This is a genomic window from Candidatus Saccharibacteria bacterium oral taxon 488 (assembly GCA_013099195.1).
Lineage (GTDB): Bacteria > Patescibacteriota > Saccharimonadia > Saccharimonadales > Saccharimonadaceae > Nanosynbacter.
The window spans coordinates 254858-273430 of record CP039999.1; the positions used below are offsets into that span (position 1 = coordinate 254858).

Genomic DNA, 18573 nt, shown 5'->3' on the forward strand with positions numbered 1-18573 from the left:
ACCAACCAAAACAAACATCCACTGTGAAAAAACCAACTAATCTACCACGGAGGAAGGACGACGTGCAGACAGATTACTTTGAGCGAAAGTTGGACGACAAGCGGCGCTTGACGATCCCAGCCGAGCTCAGGGCAGAGTTTGCGTCCGGCGTCGTGTTGACCCGCGGGTTTGGCAAATATCTCCACCTGTATCCGCAGCAAGTCTGGGATCGGGAAGTGGAGGGTGCGCTGACCGGAAGTATTCTGGATGAGCGGGTGGCCGACCTGAACGTCAAGTTTCGCCGCGGTAAAACCGCCTCGGCGCTTGACCAGAAACAGGGGCGGGTGACGATTGAGCAGCATCTACTCGACTATGCCGATATTGACCGGGAAGTCGTGGCGGTGCGGGCGGGCGCGTATTTTCGGCTGATGGCGGCTGAAAATGCAGATTGATTAGCTGGGGTCAGTACTTTAACAATTTGAAAACCTCTCGAGATCAACTATCTGGGTATTTGAAGATGGCAGGTGGCACTTTGCTCCACGATAAAAACGGCAACGTTCTTTCCTCAAAACACCTCCCAAAAAACTCCACCTCACACATAAGTCTCTTTTGGAAACTATGGTTGTCACTGACAATCATCCATTTTCCACTCTTAAGACAAAAAACAAACAAAACACAAATACAAAACAGCCAGAATTAAATATCCAGTTAGGTGATCTCGAGCGTTGCTATTGTATCTGGTCGCAAGATTTTCGAGATTTATCTCCGTACAGCGATTGCAGCCCAAGCGACGAATGTCGCCTGGCGCGTAAAGAGGAGTAAATCTCGAAGAATCGCCGCGACCGATGATACAATAATAAAGCAATGATGAGTATTAAAGAACATCCACCACAGTCGGAGGTGCTTCAGATGAGCGAACCGATTCATGTTCCCGTGCTCCTGGAGGTGACCTTGGATAGGTTGCGGCCGGCCAGAGGCGAGAGGTATCTCGACCTAACGGCTGGTTACGGCGGCCACGCCAGGGAATTCTTACGGAGGACGGATAATTACTTGGGCGCAGTGCTGGTTGACCGCGATGATAAAGCGATTAGCACGCTGGGCGATTTGGCCGAAAAAGGCGCGACGCTGATTCACAAGGATTTTGTGAGTGCAGCGCAGGATTTGGTCAAGCAGGGACGTACATTTGACGTGATTTTGGCTGATTTGGGGGTGTCGTCACCGCAGCTTGACAGAGCAGAGAGAGGTTTTTCGTTTCGGTTTGACGGGCCGCTGGATATGCGGATGGATAATCGGACGGAAACGACAGCAGCGGATATCGTCAATTCGTATTCGGTTGATGAGCTGACGCGGCTGATGACTCGTTACGGCGAGGAAAGTCCCGGACGGGCCAGGCGGATTGCGCAGGCAATTGTCAATGCTAGGCCGATTCGGGGAACGACTGAGCTGGCTGATCTGATCAAGCACACTGTCGGTCGCGGCGGGATGAAACATCATCCGGCGACTCGCACCTTTCAGGCACTGCGCATTGAAGTCAATCACGAACTTCGGCTGGTTGAAGAATTATTGCCGCTGCTGCCACGTCTCCTTACTAGGGGCGGGCGAGTTGGAATAATTAGTTTTCATAGTTTGGAGGATCGATTGGTCAAGCGATATTTCTGGGAGCAAGTAGCTGCCGGCTACGAGGCCGAGCTGATCATCCCAGAGAAAAAACCGGTGTCTGGAACAGAAGATGTTCACAATCCGCGCAGTCGAAGCGCTCAGTTTCGCTACGCCGTGAAAACATAAAACAAAAAGAAGGAGGGCGACACCATGCCAATCCACATCAAAGTACAATTCCAGGACGCAGAAGCAGCTGAGACCGTTGCAGTACGCCGCGGCTAAGTAAGCTCGCTTGATAGTTTTCCCGGAAAAAGTATGCAAGCTCGGCGGCTCGTTCTCCTAAGATGAGGGCGGGCCGACCGGCTGTATTTCCCGTGTCGTTACGACGCGCCACCGAAAGTACCAAACTTAACACATTTAAATACACACAGAAATTATTTATGCACACACGCTCATCCACCACATTTACGCCGCGTCGTCCTGGGCCGCAGCTTCGCCGTAACCAGAACGCCACCCGTTTTCGATCACAGACCAAGCTCGGGCCGGTGGCGCATACGGTGCTGGTGGCGCTGATGATTATGGTGCTGGGGCTGGTGTACTTGACACAGGCGACCAAGACGACGGCCTATGGTTACGAGGCGGAGGGGCTGGATTCGCAGTTGAATGAGCTGGCGACGAAAAAGTCAGAGTTAGAGGTGCAGAATGCGCGGCTGACGGCGCTCGAAAAGGTCAAGCACAGCAATGTTGCATCGGCGATGAAAACACCGACGCAGACGAACTACGCTCGCTAGCCTGGGGGTAAAAGTGGTACAATAGGACAAGCGGTATGAAACGTCACTTAACGCAATCTCGAACCGGCGTACTCGCTATCATTCTGTTGGGGATGATGGCGATTTTTGTGATGCGGCTGTTTTATCTACAGATCATTAAACACAGCGAATACGTGTCGCTGGCTCAGGCTAGCCAGCAGCGTCATTTTGTCATTCCGGCCGAGCGGGGCAAGCTATATATGATGGATGGCGGTACGGCCGTCCCCGTGGTGCTTAACCAAACGGTCTATACGGTGATCGCCGATCCGCAGACGGTCAAGCAGGAGCAGCGCCAGCAGATTATCGCGGCGCTACAGGAAATTGCCGGTGGCGAGGTAGTGAGTGACGCGGCCAAGCGGCTGGAGCGTACCGCCTCTCGCTACGAAGTGCTGGCGCGCAACATCACGCGCACCCAGGCCGAGAAGCTAAAGGCTAAGGATTTTGTCGGTATCTTGTATCAAAAGGGGTCGATTCGCAACTATCCGGAGGGGCAGCTGGCAGCGCAGGTGCTGGGCTTCGTTAATGCCGAGGGCAAGGGGCAGTACGGGGCTGAAGGGGCGCTAAACGATAGGCTGAAGGGTCGTGATGGCCTACTCAAAACAGTGGCGGACGTGCGTAATGTGCCGCTGACGCTGAGTAAAGATAACGTGCGCGTCGAGGCGAAGTCGGGCGAGAATGTGGCGTTGTCGATTGATCGAAATGTGCAGAGTTACGCCGAAGAAGCGCTCAAACGAGGGATCGACAAGGCCGGCGCGACCGAAGGTAGCGTGATGGTGATGAATCCGAATAATGGTCAGGTGCTGGCGATGGCTAATTATCCAACGTATAATCCAGCCGAGTACACCAAGCAAAAAGACGCAGCGGTGTTTAGCAATGCGACGACGATGCTGCCGTTTGAGCCGGGGTCCATTGTCAAGACGTTCAGCATGGCGACGGGGATTGATAAGGGTGTGGTGACGCCGCAGTCAACGTACTCGAACACTGATTGTACTGAGGTGGGGGATCGGAAAATGTGTAATGCTCTAAGGGGGCTTGGCGGCACGACGAGCATGCAGAGTGCGTTTAATAATTCGCTCAATGTCGGCATGATCACGATTGCGCGGCGGCTGGGCGATGGATCGACGATCACCCCGAGTGCGCGGCAGACGCTGTATGAGTATTATCACGACAAATTTGGGTTTGGTGAGGCGACGGGGATTGAGCTAGCGGAGGCGCCGGGGCTACTTTACGTGCCAAATCGGCCGGGAGCAGAGGTGAATTACGCGAATATTACGTTCGGGCAGGGTATGAATGCGACGATGGTACAGGCGGCCAGCGCGTTTTGTTCGGTGGTGAATGGCGGGCAGTATTTTCGACCGACGGTGGTAGCTGGAACGGTGGATGCGAATGGCGGTTTGAGGCCTTCGGCTGCTTCACCGCTGCGCAGGACTATTTCTGAGCAGTCATCAGCCACCATGCGCGGCATGCTGTCAACAGCGCGGGCGGTTCTCAATCAGCGTATGCCCGATAAAGACAGGCCGGGCTATGATGTCGGCGGCAAGACTGGTACCTCAGAGACGCTGATCAATGGTAGCTATACCATGGACGAAACAGTAGCGACGTATATCGGCTATGGTGGCGCAAATCGCCCCGAGTATGTCATAATGGTACGTGTCGCGGCGCCTGGCAAGCGCAAGAACTTACAGGGTAACATTCACGCTGCACCAATTTTTACTGATATCTCCAACTGGATGATTGATTATATGAAATTAGCACCGAAGGGATAGCCATGGCAACTGCTTTACAAACAATGACCAACGAATTGACACACGTATTTTTGCTCAGTGTCGGGGCGTTCTTATTGGCGATGTTTCTGACGCCGATTTATACGTTTTTTGCCTATCGGTATCGGTTTTGGAAGCGGCAGCGCTCGGAGAGTACCGACGGCAAAGAGTTGAAGGTTTTTGCTAAATTCCAAGCGGCAAAATTGCGGCGAAATATTCCAACAATGGCCGGAGTTATCGGTGTTATTTCGATTTTTGTTGTAACATTCCTCTGTAATTTAGATCGAGCGCAGACATGGCTGCCGCTAGCGGCGCTAGTCGGGGGTGCCGCAGTTGGGTTAGTTGATGATGTTATTAATCTACGCGGGCTGGGCGGTGGTGCAGCCGGCTTACGTAGTCCGGTGAAATTTGCGCTGATTATGCTTATCGGCATCGTCCTTGGCTGGTTTTTCTATGTCAAGCTGGGCGTGGCCAGCTTCCATGTGCCGTTCATGGGTGACGTAGCGATCGGCTGGCTGATCATCCCGCTGTTTGCCTTTGCAGTGGTAGCGACTGGTAATGCGGTTAATATTTCTGATGGCATGGACGGGCTGGCCGGCGGGCTGTTGGGGATTAGCTTTGGGGCGTTCGGAGTGATTGCCTTGCTGCAGCAACAAGTGTTGCTGGCGGGATTTTGCTTCACGGTAGTTGGTGTGCTACTGAGTTATCTCTGGTTTAACATCTATCCAGCAAGGTTTTTCATGGGCGATGTTGGTAGTTTTGCCTATGGGGTGAGTTTGGGAGTGGTGGCGATGCTGACTAACTCATTGCTGCTGCTGCCGGTGATTGGGTTGTTGTTTGTGATCGAGGCGGGTTCGAGCTTGATCCAGATTGTGAGCAAGAAACTCTTTAAGCGCAAGATTTTCTTATCGGCGCCGATTCATCATCACCTAGAAGCCAGCGGCTGGCCGGAAACTAAAGTGACGATGCGGTTTTGGGTGATTGGCTGCGTGATGGCGTTTATCGGCGTGATGCTGGCTCTGGCGGGGGGTCATATTGCGTAACCGCACTGCCACCTCAACCGCCAAGGCGGTGCGTCGCCACCGGCCGATGTATCAGATCGTGCTGTATATGGGGTTGTTATTGATGCTCGGGTTGGTGGTGATGTATGCGCTGGGACCGCAGCGGGCGAATGTATTAAATCATACGCACGGCGCGAATTATAGCGACACCTTCTTTTTTAATAAGCAGCTGGCCAGCGTCATCACCGCTGTGGTGGCATTTGGGGTGGCGGCGATATTGCCATATCGGTGGTTGACCGAGGCGTGGGCCAAGCGACTATTCATCGCGGGCTTGGCGGCGTGTTTCTTGTTGGTGGTTTGCGGGGCGCTGCTGCATCTGCCATTTGCATCGGACACCAACGGCGCGTACCGCTGGTTTTATCTGGGTGGACTGGGTAGCTTTCAGCCGGCGGAGTTATTGAAATTTGGCTTGCTACTGTTTGTGGCTGGGTTTTTGGCCAAACGGGTGCGCCAAGGCAAACTCAACGATATCAACGAGACGCTGATCCCGCTGGGTATTGTTATGGCGGTGTCGATATTTGTGGTGGTGGTGCTGCAGAAAGATTTGGGGACGGGTGTGTCGCTCGTAGCGCTGGCGCTGTCGGTGTTAGCGGTGTCGGGGATGGACGCTCGGCTACTGCGACGCATCGTGTTCATTATCGCGGCTGCGGCGTTAGTGCTGACGTTCTCATCACCGCATCGCATCGAGCGGGTGATGACCTTTATTCAGGGTGATACGCATCAATCAGCCAGTCGGGATGAAAATAATTATCACATCCAACAAGCGCGCATCGCCATCGGCTCGGGCGGCCTATTGGGCCTCGGCATCGGTAAAAGTGTGCAGGCGACAGGTTACCTGCCAGAGGCGATTAACGACTCGATTTTTGCGGTGATGGGCGAAACGTTTGGATTTGTTGGCCTGTTGGTTATTTTGGCGCTGTTTTCGGCGCTGCTGCTGAGCCTGCTCAAGGTGACGTCGCGGCTGGCTGATATGCACCTAAGGCTCGTAGTGGCGGGTGTGTTTGGCTGGGTGGCGTCGCATGTGCTGATGAATATTGGCTCAATGACGGGGATTATTCCGATGACTGGTATCTCGCTGCCGCTGCTCAGTTATGGCGGCACCAGCATGTTATTTATCGCAGCGGCGCTGGGTCTGGCATTTCAACTGTCAGCCTATACGGCGCACAAACCATTAACGGAAGGAGAGGGAAGTGGCAAAGATCTTGGCAGTCGGCGGCGGCTCGGGCGGACACGTTACGCCAGTCGTGGCAGTGTGTAAGGAGTTGCGATCATCGGGTGATCACGAATTGCGGTTTTGGTGTGATCGGAAGTTTGGTGCTAGCGCTCGCGGTATTTTTGGTAAGTTTGATGAGACGATCCCGGTTGAGTTGATTATCGCTGGCAAGATCCGTCGCTACCACGGTAAAAATATGACGTTTCATCTTCGTCCATCAATTTTGCTACCGAATCTGCGCGATATCTTTTTGGTTGGTATTGGGTTTATTCAGAGCTTTTGTAAGTTGCTCAGATGGCGGCCGGATGTGATTTTTATCAAGGGCGGCTACGTGTGCCTGCCGGTTGGCTATGCAGCGCGGCTGCTGAAGATTCCGCTGGTGCTGCATGATTCGGATGCGCATCCGGGACTGACCAATCGACTACTGGCGCCATTTGCTGCCAAGATCGGCACCGGGGCGCCGCTGGAGCATTATAATTATCCTGATGTCAAGGCGGAGTATGTCGGCATCCCGGTGGCTGAGGAGTTCCGACCATACAGCGCAGCCGAGCGGCGGCAACTAAAGACAAAGCTTGGCTTCGACCCGGCGCGGCCACTGGTGGTGGTGACTGGCGGTGGGCTGGGGGCAGCGCGCCTCAACGAAGCGGTGGTAGCCACGCGCGAGCAGCTGCTAGCCGAGGCGTCGGTGTTCTTGATCTCTGGTAAGCATCAGTTTGACGAGCTGAAAGAGCGCGTTGATAGTCGGGCGGGCTGGCGATTGGAAGCGTTTGTTAACCACGGCATGGCCGAAGTATTGGCGGCAGCGGATGTGGTGGTGGCGCGGGCCGGTGCGACGACGCTGCTGGAACTGGCGGCATTACATAAGCCAGCAGTCATCGTGCCGAACGGTATGTTGACAGCTGGTCATCAGCTCAAGAATGCCAAGGTGTATCAGGATGCGCTGGCGGCAGTGATCGTTGAGGAGTCGACGCTGAAACAGACGCCAGAGGTGTTGAGCAAGAAGGTCATTGGTCTTGTTAAGTCGCCGCGGATCTTGGCCGGCCTCGGGCGAAACATCGGTACATTTGCCAAGCCCAACGCCGCCAAGGACATGGCAGCGATGCTTCTCACTGTCATTCGTCGGCAGGGGAGACGTCGGTGAAATTACCCTTTTCTCGGGCAAAATCTACGCCGACCACACGCCGCGAAATTGCAGCTCGTCGTCAAGCGGCGCTAATTAACGAGGATAGTTCATTCGAGACAGCCTATCGCCGCAATCGTAACCTCAACACCCGCCACACTGCCTCGCCGGTCGAGACCTCGGAGCGCACGGTTCAGCATGCGAAATCTCGGCGTCGCCGGACGCGGTGGATTATCCTCCTCAGCAGTGCGCTGGTGCTTATTGTCATTGGTCTACTCGCATGGCAATGTACCGTCACGGTCTCGGTGCAAACGCCAGACGCAGCGAGTGCCAAAGAGGCCGATCGCTACCGTAACCTCGTCGATGAATATCTCAGTGCACGTCCGGTCGAGCGATTCTTGTTTGTACTGAATCACCAGTCGCTAGCTAGTTTTTTCCTCGAGAAAGCCCCGGAGGTCAAGACGGTTCGCCTCGAGGCCGACCAGCTTACTCGGCCGCACCTTAAGCTTACCTTTCGCCAGCCTGTTGTCCAGTGGACCTCTGGCGATAAGAGCTATTTTGTTGACGACGCAGGCGTGACGTTCTCGATCACCTACATGGGCTCGCCGTCAGTTATCGTCAAAGACCAGAGCGGTGTGCCGACCGCCGCCGGCCAGGAGGTTATCAATCGCCACTTTCTCAGCTTTCTCGGTCAAGCTGTCGCCGGCTTTCGCGAGCACCGGTTAGAAGTTACGGAAATTATCCTGCCGCAAAACACCGTTCGCCAGGCGCTTCTGTCAATCAAGGGCCGTCCATACAGTATTAAAATGACCACCGACAGGGAGGCAGCAGCGCAGGTAGCGCAAGCGGTCAAGGCCATGACATTCTTCCAGGGTAGTGGCGCGACGCCTACGTATATTGATGTGCGCGTCAATCAGCGAGTGTTTTATAAGTAGCGGGCAGGGGGTGGATTGCTCGTCCGCGCGGGTTGCAGGTCGAGCCACCAATAGGGTAGAGACGTCGCCCCTGATTATATAAGTTCGCTTTTTGTTCGTTTATCAGAGGATTAAGAAAAACATAGTTATAATATCAAAATAGCAAAAAATCAAATAGGGTGCTTGTGGAAAAATAGAGCAGGGGAATAAAATAGGAAAAAGTCAAATGTTTGTAGGTTTAAACCAGCGTGGGATGCTGTGTTTGTCGTGCGCGGCCTCGTACACAAGCGCATATGCCCATGCTAGGCGGTGCCTTATGATGTGGAAAAGTCTACGAGTTGCTTTTTAGACCGTAACGACGTTCAAGTTTGGTAAGGCCTAGCTCGATATTTATTTGAGAGGCGGAGACGACGCTGGCGCCGGAGGTATCCCAAACTCCCCCGATTGAAAGTCGAAAGTGATTAGTATGGGGGTCTGTTTTGTTTATGGTAGCTTGAACGTATCCCGTATTAGCACTCACCGTAGTATGGTGAAAGTCCGGGAGGAGATCCCCCGCTCGTAAGAGATGCTAGGCGAAAAAGTTATAAATGGTATATTAAGTGTATGCATACCGAAGTTCAGCGTATCAAAATAACTATAATACGTAAAAGCTACCTTGTGCGACATTAAATTATCTACGAAAAGACGCATGCTCTATCGTCTCTTCGCGATAATATTTTTTTGTTTTGTATGTAATGTTAGCTTAGCTTTGACTGCCCTTTACTGGACGCCCCCATATCGTGACTGACGGATAAATCTACCAAATGCGGTTTTGCGGAATTTATTGAAAACTTAGATTTGTTTTATTACCTCGGCGTTTTATGTTTTATGGTGATTGAGCGCTTCTGGTCGGTATCGTACCCGTTGCCGTATTCACCCAGGCCTGCTATATATGGACTGCGATACAACGATACAGCCTGTATGTGCGTAATCTTGGCAGCCTAAAGTCGCTTGAACCGCTAATGTGATAAGTTCTCTTTTTGTTCTATTATTTTTCGAATACTGATGCGTGCAGGGCCTGGGCAACTTGCTGCTTGATGGTGTCGGTATTCCAGCCGCTGGCGGTGAATCGTAGCAGGGGTATGTGTGCACTAGTGATAACTGTATTGACAAAAGCGTCTCGCTGTTGACGGTCAGGGCGATTGTGAGTGATATCATCAAGCTCTATGGCGAGAAGTGGTCGTATGTCATTGGTGCAGATGAGGAAGTCTACTGATTTACCATTGATTCTTGAGAATGCCCTGCTCCAGTTTTGTCCGCGCACCTTATGATTCAAGAATATGCTCAGATGGGCTTGAGGAATAATGATACAGCCGCTGACTACTTCGTGTAGGGTTTGATAGAAGGCCAGTTCGTACTGTGTGTTATGATGCGCTCCTTTTTGGTGTATGCATACTCCCCTGTTTTTGGCTTAGAAAAAGTGGTTCATCTGTTTGTTTTTGCCCCAATTATTCCAAAGACGACAATGATGATAAGAATTATTATACTTATTTCCATAAGGGAAATTATAATATGTTATGACGGGTTAAGTAAATGGGTTTTTTAGGATTGTCGTGCTGTATTGCTTTGTGGTATGGTTATGGGGGTTACATGGAGGTTATTCTGCCAATGTAAGTAAATGGTGGTATTTTGGGGATTACCAATGGTTCAAAACCTGCTCGCTGAAGTGAAAGTGGCTGATGATAGAGCTAGTATATGCGAGCGTAAAGACTCGACTGGTAATGTTAAATGTAAGATCAAAAATATCAAATATGGCGACAGTGAGGTTATCATTTCTGTTATTGACGGTAGACGCCGCGGTAATAAAACTATTAAGTTTCATCGTCGGGCGGAAAGCTACACTTTCGTAACTGTAAAGAGGCACGCACTGCTGGTTATAGCCATATGCATCGTGGTCAACCAGGGTACGCACCGCACCTTGATAGAGACGGCGACGGCATAGCTTGCGATAAGCATAAATAACGCATTTAGTACCAAAAATAAATAACTAAGCCAGATTAAAAGCTGGCTTAGTTATTTGTATAGTTTTCATATTTTAACTTTAACTTTGACCAACAGAATAAACCTTGAATGTTGCGGTTTTTAGACTATCTACTTTACCAGCCTCTACATATTTAAATGCTTCGTATGATCCAGACCCATTGCTTTTGAGGTCGTTAGCGTAAATCGTATCTTCTGCAAGTCGTGTGCCGCTAGCATCTACAGCCTCTATTTTAACAGTATATGATTTTGTCTCGGCATTCTTATTTGTAACCTTAACGCTTAACAGGGTTTTATTGATACCATATGCATCAGTAGTTGCTGAAAATTGGCCAACCTCAACACTAACATCGTTTTTGAGCAGCTCATCAGTCTTTTTGCCGCTCGATGTATCCACTGAATCCTGGATGGCTTTACCAGCATCGTTTATTGCTTTGCCGTACATCGCTTGACTGGCTAGTACGATGCCAACGCAGACTAAACCTATGATTAAAACGGCAATTGACATTCCGCGGCCCGCTCCGTCGTGCTTCTTAGCGCCAACAATGCCAACTATGCCAAAAAATATAGCGAGCACGCCAAGTATTGCGGCGAAGTTGTTAATAATCGGGATTGCCGATAGCACCAGCCCGATAATACCTATAACTAATCCTGTTGTGACTAGCCCAGATTTCTTTTGTTCGTTTTTGCCCATAATCCCCCCTCAGGATTTTATTAATAATATAGATTGCCTGCCGAGCTGTCATAAAAAAGGACAGCCATTTGCTGACTGTCTAGATCTGACAAGGGAACGCATGCGTCCACTTTATCGCACAATGGTTGCCCATTTGCAAAGTGAACTAGACCATGCGGTACCCAGTCAGATCTAGACGAATTCAGTATATCAATAAAGGATAAAAATTTGAATAGTTACAGTTTTTATACTGTCTTTGGGGGCTGTTTTACCGTGTAGAAGTTTTCTATTTTTGTCGAGGGGCTTAATTATTGTATATCATGCAGCACTCTTCTTCCGTCGTCGTCGGCGTTTCTTTGGTGTGGCGGTGTCGGTAGCTGCTGATTCAAATGCGCTGTTGCCGCGGATTTGCAAGATGACTTCGCCGCTGTCTGTGACGGGTTTGGGTTGTGGTGCCGGGTGTTGGGTGTTGGTGGCCGTGGTTCCTTGTGCTGGTTGGCTAGTGGCCGCCTGAACGGGCTGGGCTAGTGCAGCTGCGGCGACGGCTTGCGGGCGCGGCTGGCTGGGTTGCTTCTGCGGGCGCGGCGGCATGATGACGGCAGCAATTTCTCGCTCGACGTCTTCCCTACTCCGTGAGTACATACGCCGCGAATGTTCGATGATGTGTGGTGTGTTGTCGGCTTGGCTCGGCGGGAGCTCGAGGGTGCGTGCGGAAAAGGCCGGGGTCTTCTCTCCCCCGATGACCATGTTGATGACGAAGTTGCGATTGTGCATCTGCAATAGGTCGACGGCTTCAAAGTTTGGTTCAAATTGCTTGGCTAGAATCGGTGCGTCGTCGGCAGACACGCGGAACGAGATCATGGTGCCGACGTTGCCGAAGACCGCATCGCGGACCGTGTCGTTCATCTGCGAGATGTACTGGTTGGCGACGGTCAGATTGAGGCCGTACTTGCGGGCTTCGGACAGGATGGTGGCAAATGAATCGGTGGCGAAGTTCTGGAATTCGTCGACGTAGAGATAGAATGGGCGGCGGTCGCGGATGTCTGGGATGTCGGAGCGACTCATGGCAGCCAGCTGAATCTTGGTGACTAAGAACGAGCCGAGGATGGCAGCATTGTCTTCGCCGATGAGACCCTTGGATAGATTAACGATGAGAATTCTGCCCTCGTCCATGATTTGGCGGATGTTGAAGGTGGATTTGGGCTGGCCGATGATGTTGCGGATGATTGGGTTGGCGGTAAAGGCGCCGACCTTGTTGAGGACTGGTGCGACGGCCTCGGCGACGAATTTGTCGTTCCAGCTGGCGAATTCAACATTCCAGAACTGCAAGACCACGGTGTCACGGCAATAGCCCAGCGTCTCTTTGCGGAAATTTTTATCAGTCAGCATGCGAGTGATGTCCAGCATGGTTGTCTCTGGCCGGTCGAGCAGTGCCAAGATGGTGTAGCGCAAGATGTATTCCAGCCGCGGCCCCCATGAATCGCCAAACATACGCTTCAAGACGCCAATGACCTCTGATGAAATGTTGGTTTTTTGGTTCGGGTTGGTGACTTCCAGCGGGTTGAAACCGAGCGGATAGGCAGTGTCGGCTGGGTTGAAATAGACGACGTCGTTTAGCCGTGAGCCGGGGATGAATTTCATATTGTTGATGGCAAAATCACCGTGCGGGTCGATGATGGCGTAGCCTTGACTATGAAAGATGTCGCTGAGCGCGAATAATTCGAGCAATCCCGACTTGCCTGCCCCCGTCTGGCCGATGATGTAGACGTGGCGCGAGCGGTCGTAGCGCAGCATGCCGAACTGGTGGTTGATACCGCGGAAATTAGTGACGCCAAAAGCGGAAATTTGGTCGTCATTGGCGTCGCTGCCGGTCAGGACAGGCAGCTTGGATGGCGGTTCGGCGGTTTTGGCGCTGGCCCAGACGATGTTTGGCGTCTCGACATTGGTGTGCGGCAAGTGAAAGACAGAGGCCAGCTCTTCGATACTCAGGATGTAGCCATCGCCGTAAAACGCGCGCTTGCGGTACTTGTCGAGAAACTCCTTGCCGAACGCACCCTTGACAGCGCGAAAGCCGTTGAGGTTGGTTGAGTTGAATTGCTTGAAAGCACCGACCAGCGCCTGCATATGTAGCTTGGCGCTGGTTTGATCTTCGCCAAGGTACGCCAGGCGGATCTTGACGTCGTAGCCTAATTTAGTAGCCTTCTTCTCTGCCTCAGAGACGCGCGTCTTGTCACGCTCAGATAGCTCGGGCACTTTTTTGCCATCGCTTCCCTGGCCCGGTGGTCTCCAAAGGGCCTCTAGTAGTGTACCGACCCACTGCAAGCCACCGCCACCGAGTCCGGGAATGAGTTTATGCCCACTCTTGACGCTGGCGATCCAGCGATCAGCGGACTGTTGCCAGCTGTCGGCGATCGGCCTGATGAGCACCTGCACCCAGAGTTCCTCGCCGGTCAATTCTAGCTTGGCTAGCGTACCGGTAATCCCCGCCAGTGGATCGACTTCAAAGGTCTGAAAGGTGCGAATTGGCAAGAATTCTGGCGCCGTCAAGGTTAGCTCGGTGGTGTACACGGTAGAATGCTCACGCTCGTGCTCGGTGTAATCTTCGCTGGCGACGTGGATTTGAACGGTTGGGTATTGGGCGTAAATTTGTCCCTCGACGAAACTTTGCAGCGTTCGGGGCACCCAGACATAAAAACGAATTTGACCGTTGACCGAGGCGATCTCAAAGCTGATATGCTCCTGCCGGCCGCCCGATAATTTGAGTTCGCGTTTGTCGCGCAAGATGCCGTGCAGGCTGGCGAATAATTGCTCGGCGGCTAGTTCTTTCTTGTCGTTGGCTTTGGGGATTTCCAGTACTAACAACACGCTCTCGGTTGGCTCAAACTCGTCAGCTCGCTGATAATTGCGCCACGTCAAAAACGACAGCACGGCTGTGACAGGTATCCAGACGTACCATTGTGTCAAAAAGCTAATCATCGAAGAGATAATTTCCATGCTATTTCATTATCTCACCCCTTATAGATAAATGCAAACCTAGGCTTCGCTGACCAGAATGTAGGTGGCCTTGGCGGAGCGTTGGAATTGCGGCTTGGCTTGCAAGTTGAGCAGAATAGTGGTTTCTTTGACTTGACGCTTGTCGAGGACGCGCTTCACGATTTCATCGCGGTGCAGCGGCTCGCCGGCCTCGCGGAGGACACTGGCGATGATGTCAGCGACGGTGCCGCGAGCGTAACCCCACGATTCGAGGGCGTAGATGCCGCGGCCGATCAGGACGAAGCGTTTGTCTTTGATGAGTTCGTTGTGAATGGCTTGGATGGTGACATCTTTGCGTTTGAAATCGCTGTCCTTGATAGCCTTAGCGATGTCCGAGAAGTGCATTGGCTGGCCGTTGCTGTCGAGAATGACGAAAATCTTGTCGCGGATGGTCTTTGGGTTGACGAGCGGCCACTTGATCAGGCCCCACAGCCCTCGGAGATGGGCTAGTTTCTTGCTGATTGAGGCGAGCGCGGCGATGTTGGATGGGTGCTCGTAATTGAGCGTTTTGTGTAGTTCCTCAGCGGTGACTGGCTGGCCGTGCTGTTTGATGGCTTTGACGATTTCTTCGACTTGCTTCTTGATATTCTTCTCGTCGTTTGGTGTGCCGATGATGGCTGAGTGGTAATAGTCGTCGTTCTCGGTGATGATGTTGATCGATGGATTGAGTTCGGCGATAAAGGCGACGTGTGATCGTTCGCTATCAGTGACATCTCGGCCGAGGACGTGCTTGGCGAGATTATGTAGCGGTGCGGCTCGGCCCATTTCCGACAGGTGTGAGGTGACCATCTTTTCAGCCGCCGAGGCACTTGGTATACCGCCGTCAGCCACCAACAGGCGCAGGCGAACGAGGATGGCCTTCTCTAGCTGGCGGACACGCTCACGAGTGATCCCCAGCATGTCGCCGATCTGTTCCAGCGTCTCTTTATTGCCGTATAGGCCAAAGCGACGGCTAATAATCTCTTTCTCGCGCTCCTGCGGAATCTGCGCCAAGACATCCTCGGCCGCTTGCCGAAGCTGCTTGTCTGGTGCGCTCTGTTCTTGTGTGTCGCTCATGGCTTTATGTTAAATCCTCTCTGCCTCACCTCAGAAGTTATGTTGATATATGACGATATTGCTATTATACAATAAAATATTTTCGTGTCAAGCAAGTCGTGTAGTACGCCGTAATTATAGCATGTATTTAACAATTTTTGCAATGAAATGGTGTGATAGTTTCTAATTTTGTGAATTATGGGAATGTGGTCTGTACAGCACTAATGAAATGTGGCTTAAATTGGGATATTTTATGAGTCAATCACTTCTTTGAGCGGCTGCTTTTTCTCGGGGATTTGGATGGTTTGGTTGATGCGCGGCCGCGGCGAGCGGGTTTCGTGGGTGCGGCCTTCAGGAGCTCCAGAGCCTGTTCGTGAGTGATGGTTTTTGGGTCAGTGTCTTTGGGGATTTTGGCGTTTTTAATGCCATCGGTGATGTACGGGCCAAAGCGGCCGTTGAGGACCTTGACGCCGTCTGGGAATTCGGCGATGTGCTTCTCGGCTTCGGCCTGGAGCTTGGCGGCGTAGAGTTCGCGGGCCTTTTCTAGGGTGATGGTGTGCGGATCTTCAGGCTTGATGGAGACGAAGAGCTTGCCAACTTGGATGTATGGGCCAAAGCGGCCGATGTTGGCCTTGATGTCTTGCCCGTCTTCGGTTTGACCGACGACGCGCGGCAATTTAAACATTTCTAGTGCCTGCTCCAGAGTGACGGTTTCAATTTTCGTCCCCTTCGGTAGCGGCGCAAAGCGTGGTTTATCCTCGTCATCAGTGGCGCCCAGTTGCAACATTGGGCCAAAGCGGCCGAAGCGCGCTAGGATTGGTTTGCCGGACTTTGGATCGATGCCGACTTCGCGATTGGCGCCGACTTTGCTGCGGTCGATGCCGCCTGACTGTTCGATTAGTTTGTGAAATGGCGTGTAAAATCCGTGGAGCATGGCGCTTTTAGCCAGGTTAGCGGCGGCGATTTTATCAAATTCAGTTTCGACATTGGCGGTAAAATCATAGTCAACGATTTGCGTAAAATGGTCGGTCAAAAAGTCGGCGATTAGTTCCCCGCTTGGTGTTGGGATGAGCTTGCCGCGGGTGGAACCGGTTTTTTCCTGGACGATGTCGCGGCTGACTTCTTCGCCGTTGTAACTGAGGACGATGACGTCGCGCGGTTGGCCTTCGCTGTCGCCTTTTTCAACGTAGCCGCGGGTTTGCACGGTGTCGATGATGGTGGCATAGGTGCTTGGTCGGCCAATGCCGAGGTCTTCAAGCTTCTTGACCAGTGAGCCTTCGGTGTAGCGAGCTGGTGGTCGGGCGAAGGTTTGGCGGGCAGTGATGTCGTGGGTTTCAAGTGTGTCGCCGGTGTGGAGCTTTGGCAAGATCTCGTCTTTGCCGCCGCCGTAGACGCGTAGGAATCCGTCAAAGGTGATGACTTCACCTTTGGCTTCAAAGTATAAATGACTGAAAGAATTACCTACTCCCTTCAAAACGGCTTCCGCACGCCGAGATTCTCTCTCCGATTCGTCTCGGGCAGCTGCGGAACTCGCTTCGCTCAGACAGTCCTCGCCGCGCCGCGCCTCATCGTCGTTCAATTCTCGGGTTTGTGCAGATGTTTTGTCGTGAGCAGATAATTCTCTGCCCTTAATGTTAATCGTTACCGTCGTCTTCTCCAATTTCGCTGCCGACATTTGTGACGCTAGGGTGCGGCGGCGGATGAGGTCGTAGAGTTTTTGGTCGCGTTCATCTGAGGTGACGGTTTCGCGGGTGATGTCGGTCGGGCGGATGGCTTCGTGGGCTTCTTGGGCTGAGGCGGATTTGGTTTTGAATTTGCGCACGGTGGAATAATCCGGGCCGTACAGACGCTTGATAAAATCAGTCGCACTGGCGATAGCCTGCCCGCTCAAATTGACTGAGTCGGTACGCATGTAGGTGATTTTACCGTCTTGGTAGAGCCGCTGCGCTGAGGCCATGGTGGCCTTGGAGCTGAAGCCAAGCTTGGCGTTGGCTTCCTGCTGCAGCGTTGAGGTTGTAAACGGCGCGGCTGGGTTGCGGGTGCCAGGCGTTTTCGAGATATCGCTGACGGTGAATGTGGCTGGCTTGAGACTGTTCAAGAATTCGTAAGCGGCTGCTTCGGAATCAAATTTTTGGTTGAGCTCGGCCTTGAGTTCTTGATTGTCGTGGATGAATATGGCGGTCACCTTGAATTGTGAGCTGCCCTCAAATTTCATGATTTCTCGTTCGCGCTCGACCAGCAGCCGCACCGCTGGGCTCTGGACGCGGCCAGCTGACTTACCGCCTGGCACTTTTTGCCAGACTACCGGGCTGAGTTCAAAACCAACCAATCGGTCGAGGATCTGCCGGGCTTGCTGCGCCTGCACCAGGTTCATGTCGACGGTGCGCGGGTTCTGGATGGCATTGGTGATGGCATCCTTGGTGATTTCATGAAAGACGATGCGCTTGGTCGTCTCGATCGGCAAATCCAACACTTTACAGAGGTGCCAAGCGATAGCCTCCCCTTCGCGGTCTTCATCGGTGGCCAGCCAGACGTTATCTTTGCCGACAGCCTTGACGTTCTTCTTTAGCTCGGTGATGACTTTCTTTTTTTCGGGATCGACTTCGTAGACGGCAAAAAAATCATTTGCCACATCAATTGGCGGCGTACCGTCCTTGGTTTTTTTGACGATTGAGCGGATGTGTCCCACGCTTGACAAAACGTGAAAATCCTTGCCCAAGTATTTCTCAATAGTCTTAGCTTTGGCTGGCGACTCGACGATGACGAGATTTTTCATAACTCTATATTATATCAAATCACCTCGCAACCACAACCGCCGAGGGTGTTTCTCGGTGGCTCTGGTTGCGAGGACAGAGAGATGGGTCTGTCCTCTGAGGGGCGCTAGACAAGTCTAACAATACTCTCTTCCTCGAGCAACTCCTCGAGGAGATCATAGTATTTCAGAATCTGATCTCCATCCCCTGTAATAACGGCCTCGTGGAAATGCTTCTCGTACTGTGCTTTGCGCATAGTATAGCACCACTTCCTGACGTCATCGGCGAGATCACCAGTGATTCGCCAGGTGCCAGTGCCGAAACAGTCGAGCAGAACCTTGGCCACAATCAAGGGTTCGCTATAGCTGGCTCTCAAGCCAAAAGTAGACTCATCGATGGCCCATGCGGCTTCTACTCCGCCGTTTTGGATTATTTGCCACAGGTGCTCATTACGGATTTTTTTACTGGTACGAACAGTGATATCACCGCCCGTAACGTTGATGACGAAGAAATCATCGTAGCCCGCCATGTCAGACCTTCTTTCTCTCTGTCCAAATTGTCAACACCCAGACTTTCTGGGCGGACGAATCTTCGTTCTCTGA

Annotated in this window: 14 protein-coding genes and 1 pseudogene; 9 read left to right on the top strand and 6 right to left on the bottom strand. The window is 52.3% G+C overall.

Annotated elements, in window-relative coordinates; translation table 11 throughout:
- The first annotated feature begins 23 nt into the window (after window positions 1–23).
- The 8 genes from FBF28_01325 to FBF28_01360 all read left to right on the top strand — a co-directional run bounded on the left by FBF28_01325 (window position 24) and on the right by FBF28_01360 (window position 8479).
- A complete protein-coding gene (locus FBF28_01325; GenBank protein QJU08209.1) occupies window positions 24–431 on the top strand; it encodes a cell division/cell wall cluster transcriptional repressor MraZ in 408 nt (135 codons plus the stop codon).
- A gap of 457 nt (window positions 432–888) precedes the next feature.
- On the top strand, window positions 889–1764 hold the full coding sequence (rsmH, locus tag FBF28_01330) for a 16S rRNA (cytosine(1402)-N(4))-methyltransferase RsmH (protein ID QJU08802.1): 876 nt from the start codon (window positions 889–891) through the stop codon (window positions 1762–1764).
- 254 nt (window positions 1765–2018) lie between these two features.
- Window positions 2019–2369 carry a hypothetical protein gene (locus FBF28_01335; GenBank protein QJU08210.1) on the top strand — a complete coding sequence of 117 codons (351 nt, stop codon included), beginning with the start codon at window positions 2019–2021 and terminating at the stop codon, window positions 2367–2369.
- Between the two features lie 35 nt (window positions 2370–2404).
- Window positions 2405–4153 carry a penicillin-binding protein 2 gene (locus FBF28_01340; protein QJU08211.1) on the top strand — a complete coding sequence of 583 codons (1749 nt, stop codon included), beginning with the start codon at window positions 2405–2407 and terminating at the stop codon, window positions 4151–4153.
- Between the two features lie 2 nt (window positions 4154–4155).
- Window positions 4156–5193 (top strand): phospho-N-acetylmuramoyl-pentapeptide-transferase, encoded by a 1038-nt coding sequence (gene mraY / locus FBF28_01345; GenBank protein ID QJU08212.1) that lies wholly within the window; start codon window positions 4156–4158, stop codon window positions 5191–5193.
- The gene (locus FBF28_01350) at window positions 5186–6469 is read left to right on the top strand and encodes an FtsW/RodA/SpoVE family cell cycle protein (protein ID QJU08213.1); all 1284 of its coding nucleotides are present in this window, start codon (window positions 5186–5188) and stop codon (window positions 6467–6469) included. Before mraY ends, FBF28_01350 begins: the two co-directional genes overlap by 8 nt.
- Window positions 6402–7565, top strand: coding sequence for a hypothetical protein (locus FBF28_01355; protein QJU08214.1), 1164 nt, complete (start codon window positions 6402–6404; stop codon window positions 7563–7565). The genes FBF28_01350 and FBF28_01355 overlap by 68 nt, the downstream gene beginning before the upstream one ends.
- Window positions 7562–8479, top strand: a complete 918-nt coding sequence (locus tag FBF28_01360; GenBank protein QJU08215.1) for a hypothetical protein — start codon at window positions 7562–7564, stop codon at window positions 8477–8479. Before FBF28_01355 ends, FBF28_01360 begins: the two co-directional genes overlap by 4 nt.
- A gap of 1006 nt (window positions 8480–9485) precedes the next feature.
- On the opposite strand, the gene FBF28_01365 is transcribed toward FBF28_01360, so the two are convergent.
- Window positions 9486–9887: a DUF2726 domain-containing protein gene (locus FBF28_01365; GenBank protein QJU08216.1), complete on the bottom strand. Its 402-nt coding sequence runs from the start codon at window positions 9885–9887 to the stop codon at window positions 9486–9488.
- Window positions 9888–10333: 446 nt separating this feature from the next.
- On the opposite strand from FBF28_01365, the pseudogene FBF28_01370 reads away from it, so the two are divergent.
- A pseudogene (locus FBF28_01370) lies at window positions 10334–10459 on the top strand (excalibur calcium-binding domain-containing protein).
- Between the two features lie 79 nt (window positions 10460–10538).
- Here FBF28_01370 and FBF28_01375 read toward each other — a convergent pair.
- From FBF28_01375 to FBF28_01395, 5 genes are all read right to left on the bottom strand, one after another.
- Complete coding sequence (locus FBF28_01375; protein QJU08217.1) at window positions 10539–11171, bottom strand: DUF308 domain-containing protein; 633 nt, start codon at window positions 11169–11171, stop codon at window positions 10539–10541.
- A 297-nt stretch (window positions 11172–11468) separates the two neighbouring features.
- Complete coding sequence (locus FBF28_01380; protein ID QJU08218.1) at window positions 11469–14144, bottom strand: hypothetical protein; 2676 nt, start codon at window positions 14142–14144, stop codon at window positions 11469–11471.
- A gap of 39 nt (window positions 14145–14183) precedes the next feature.
- A complete protein-coding gene (locus FBF28_01385) occupies window positions 14184–15239 on the bottom strand; it encodes a hypothetical protein (protein ID QJU08219.1) in 1056 nt (351 codons plus the stop codon).
- 241 nt (window positions 15240–15480) lie between these two features.
- Window positions 15481–17994 carry a type I DNA topoisomerase gene (topA, locus tag FBF28_01390; protein QJU08220.1) on the bottom strand — a complete coding sequence of 838 codons (2514 nt, stop codon included), beginning with the start codon at window positions 17992–17994 and terminating at the stop codon, window positions 15481–15483.
- Window positions 17995–18098: 104 nt separating this feature from the next.
- The gene (locus tag FBF28_01395; GenBank protein QJU08221.1) at window positions 18099–18500 is read right to left on the bottom strand and encodes a hypothetical protein; all 402 of its coding nucleotides are present in this window, start codon (window positions 18498–18500) and stop codon (window positions 18099–18101) included.
- Window positions 18501–18573: the final 73 nt, after the last annotated feature.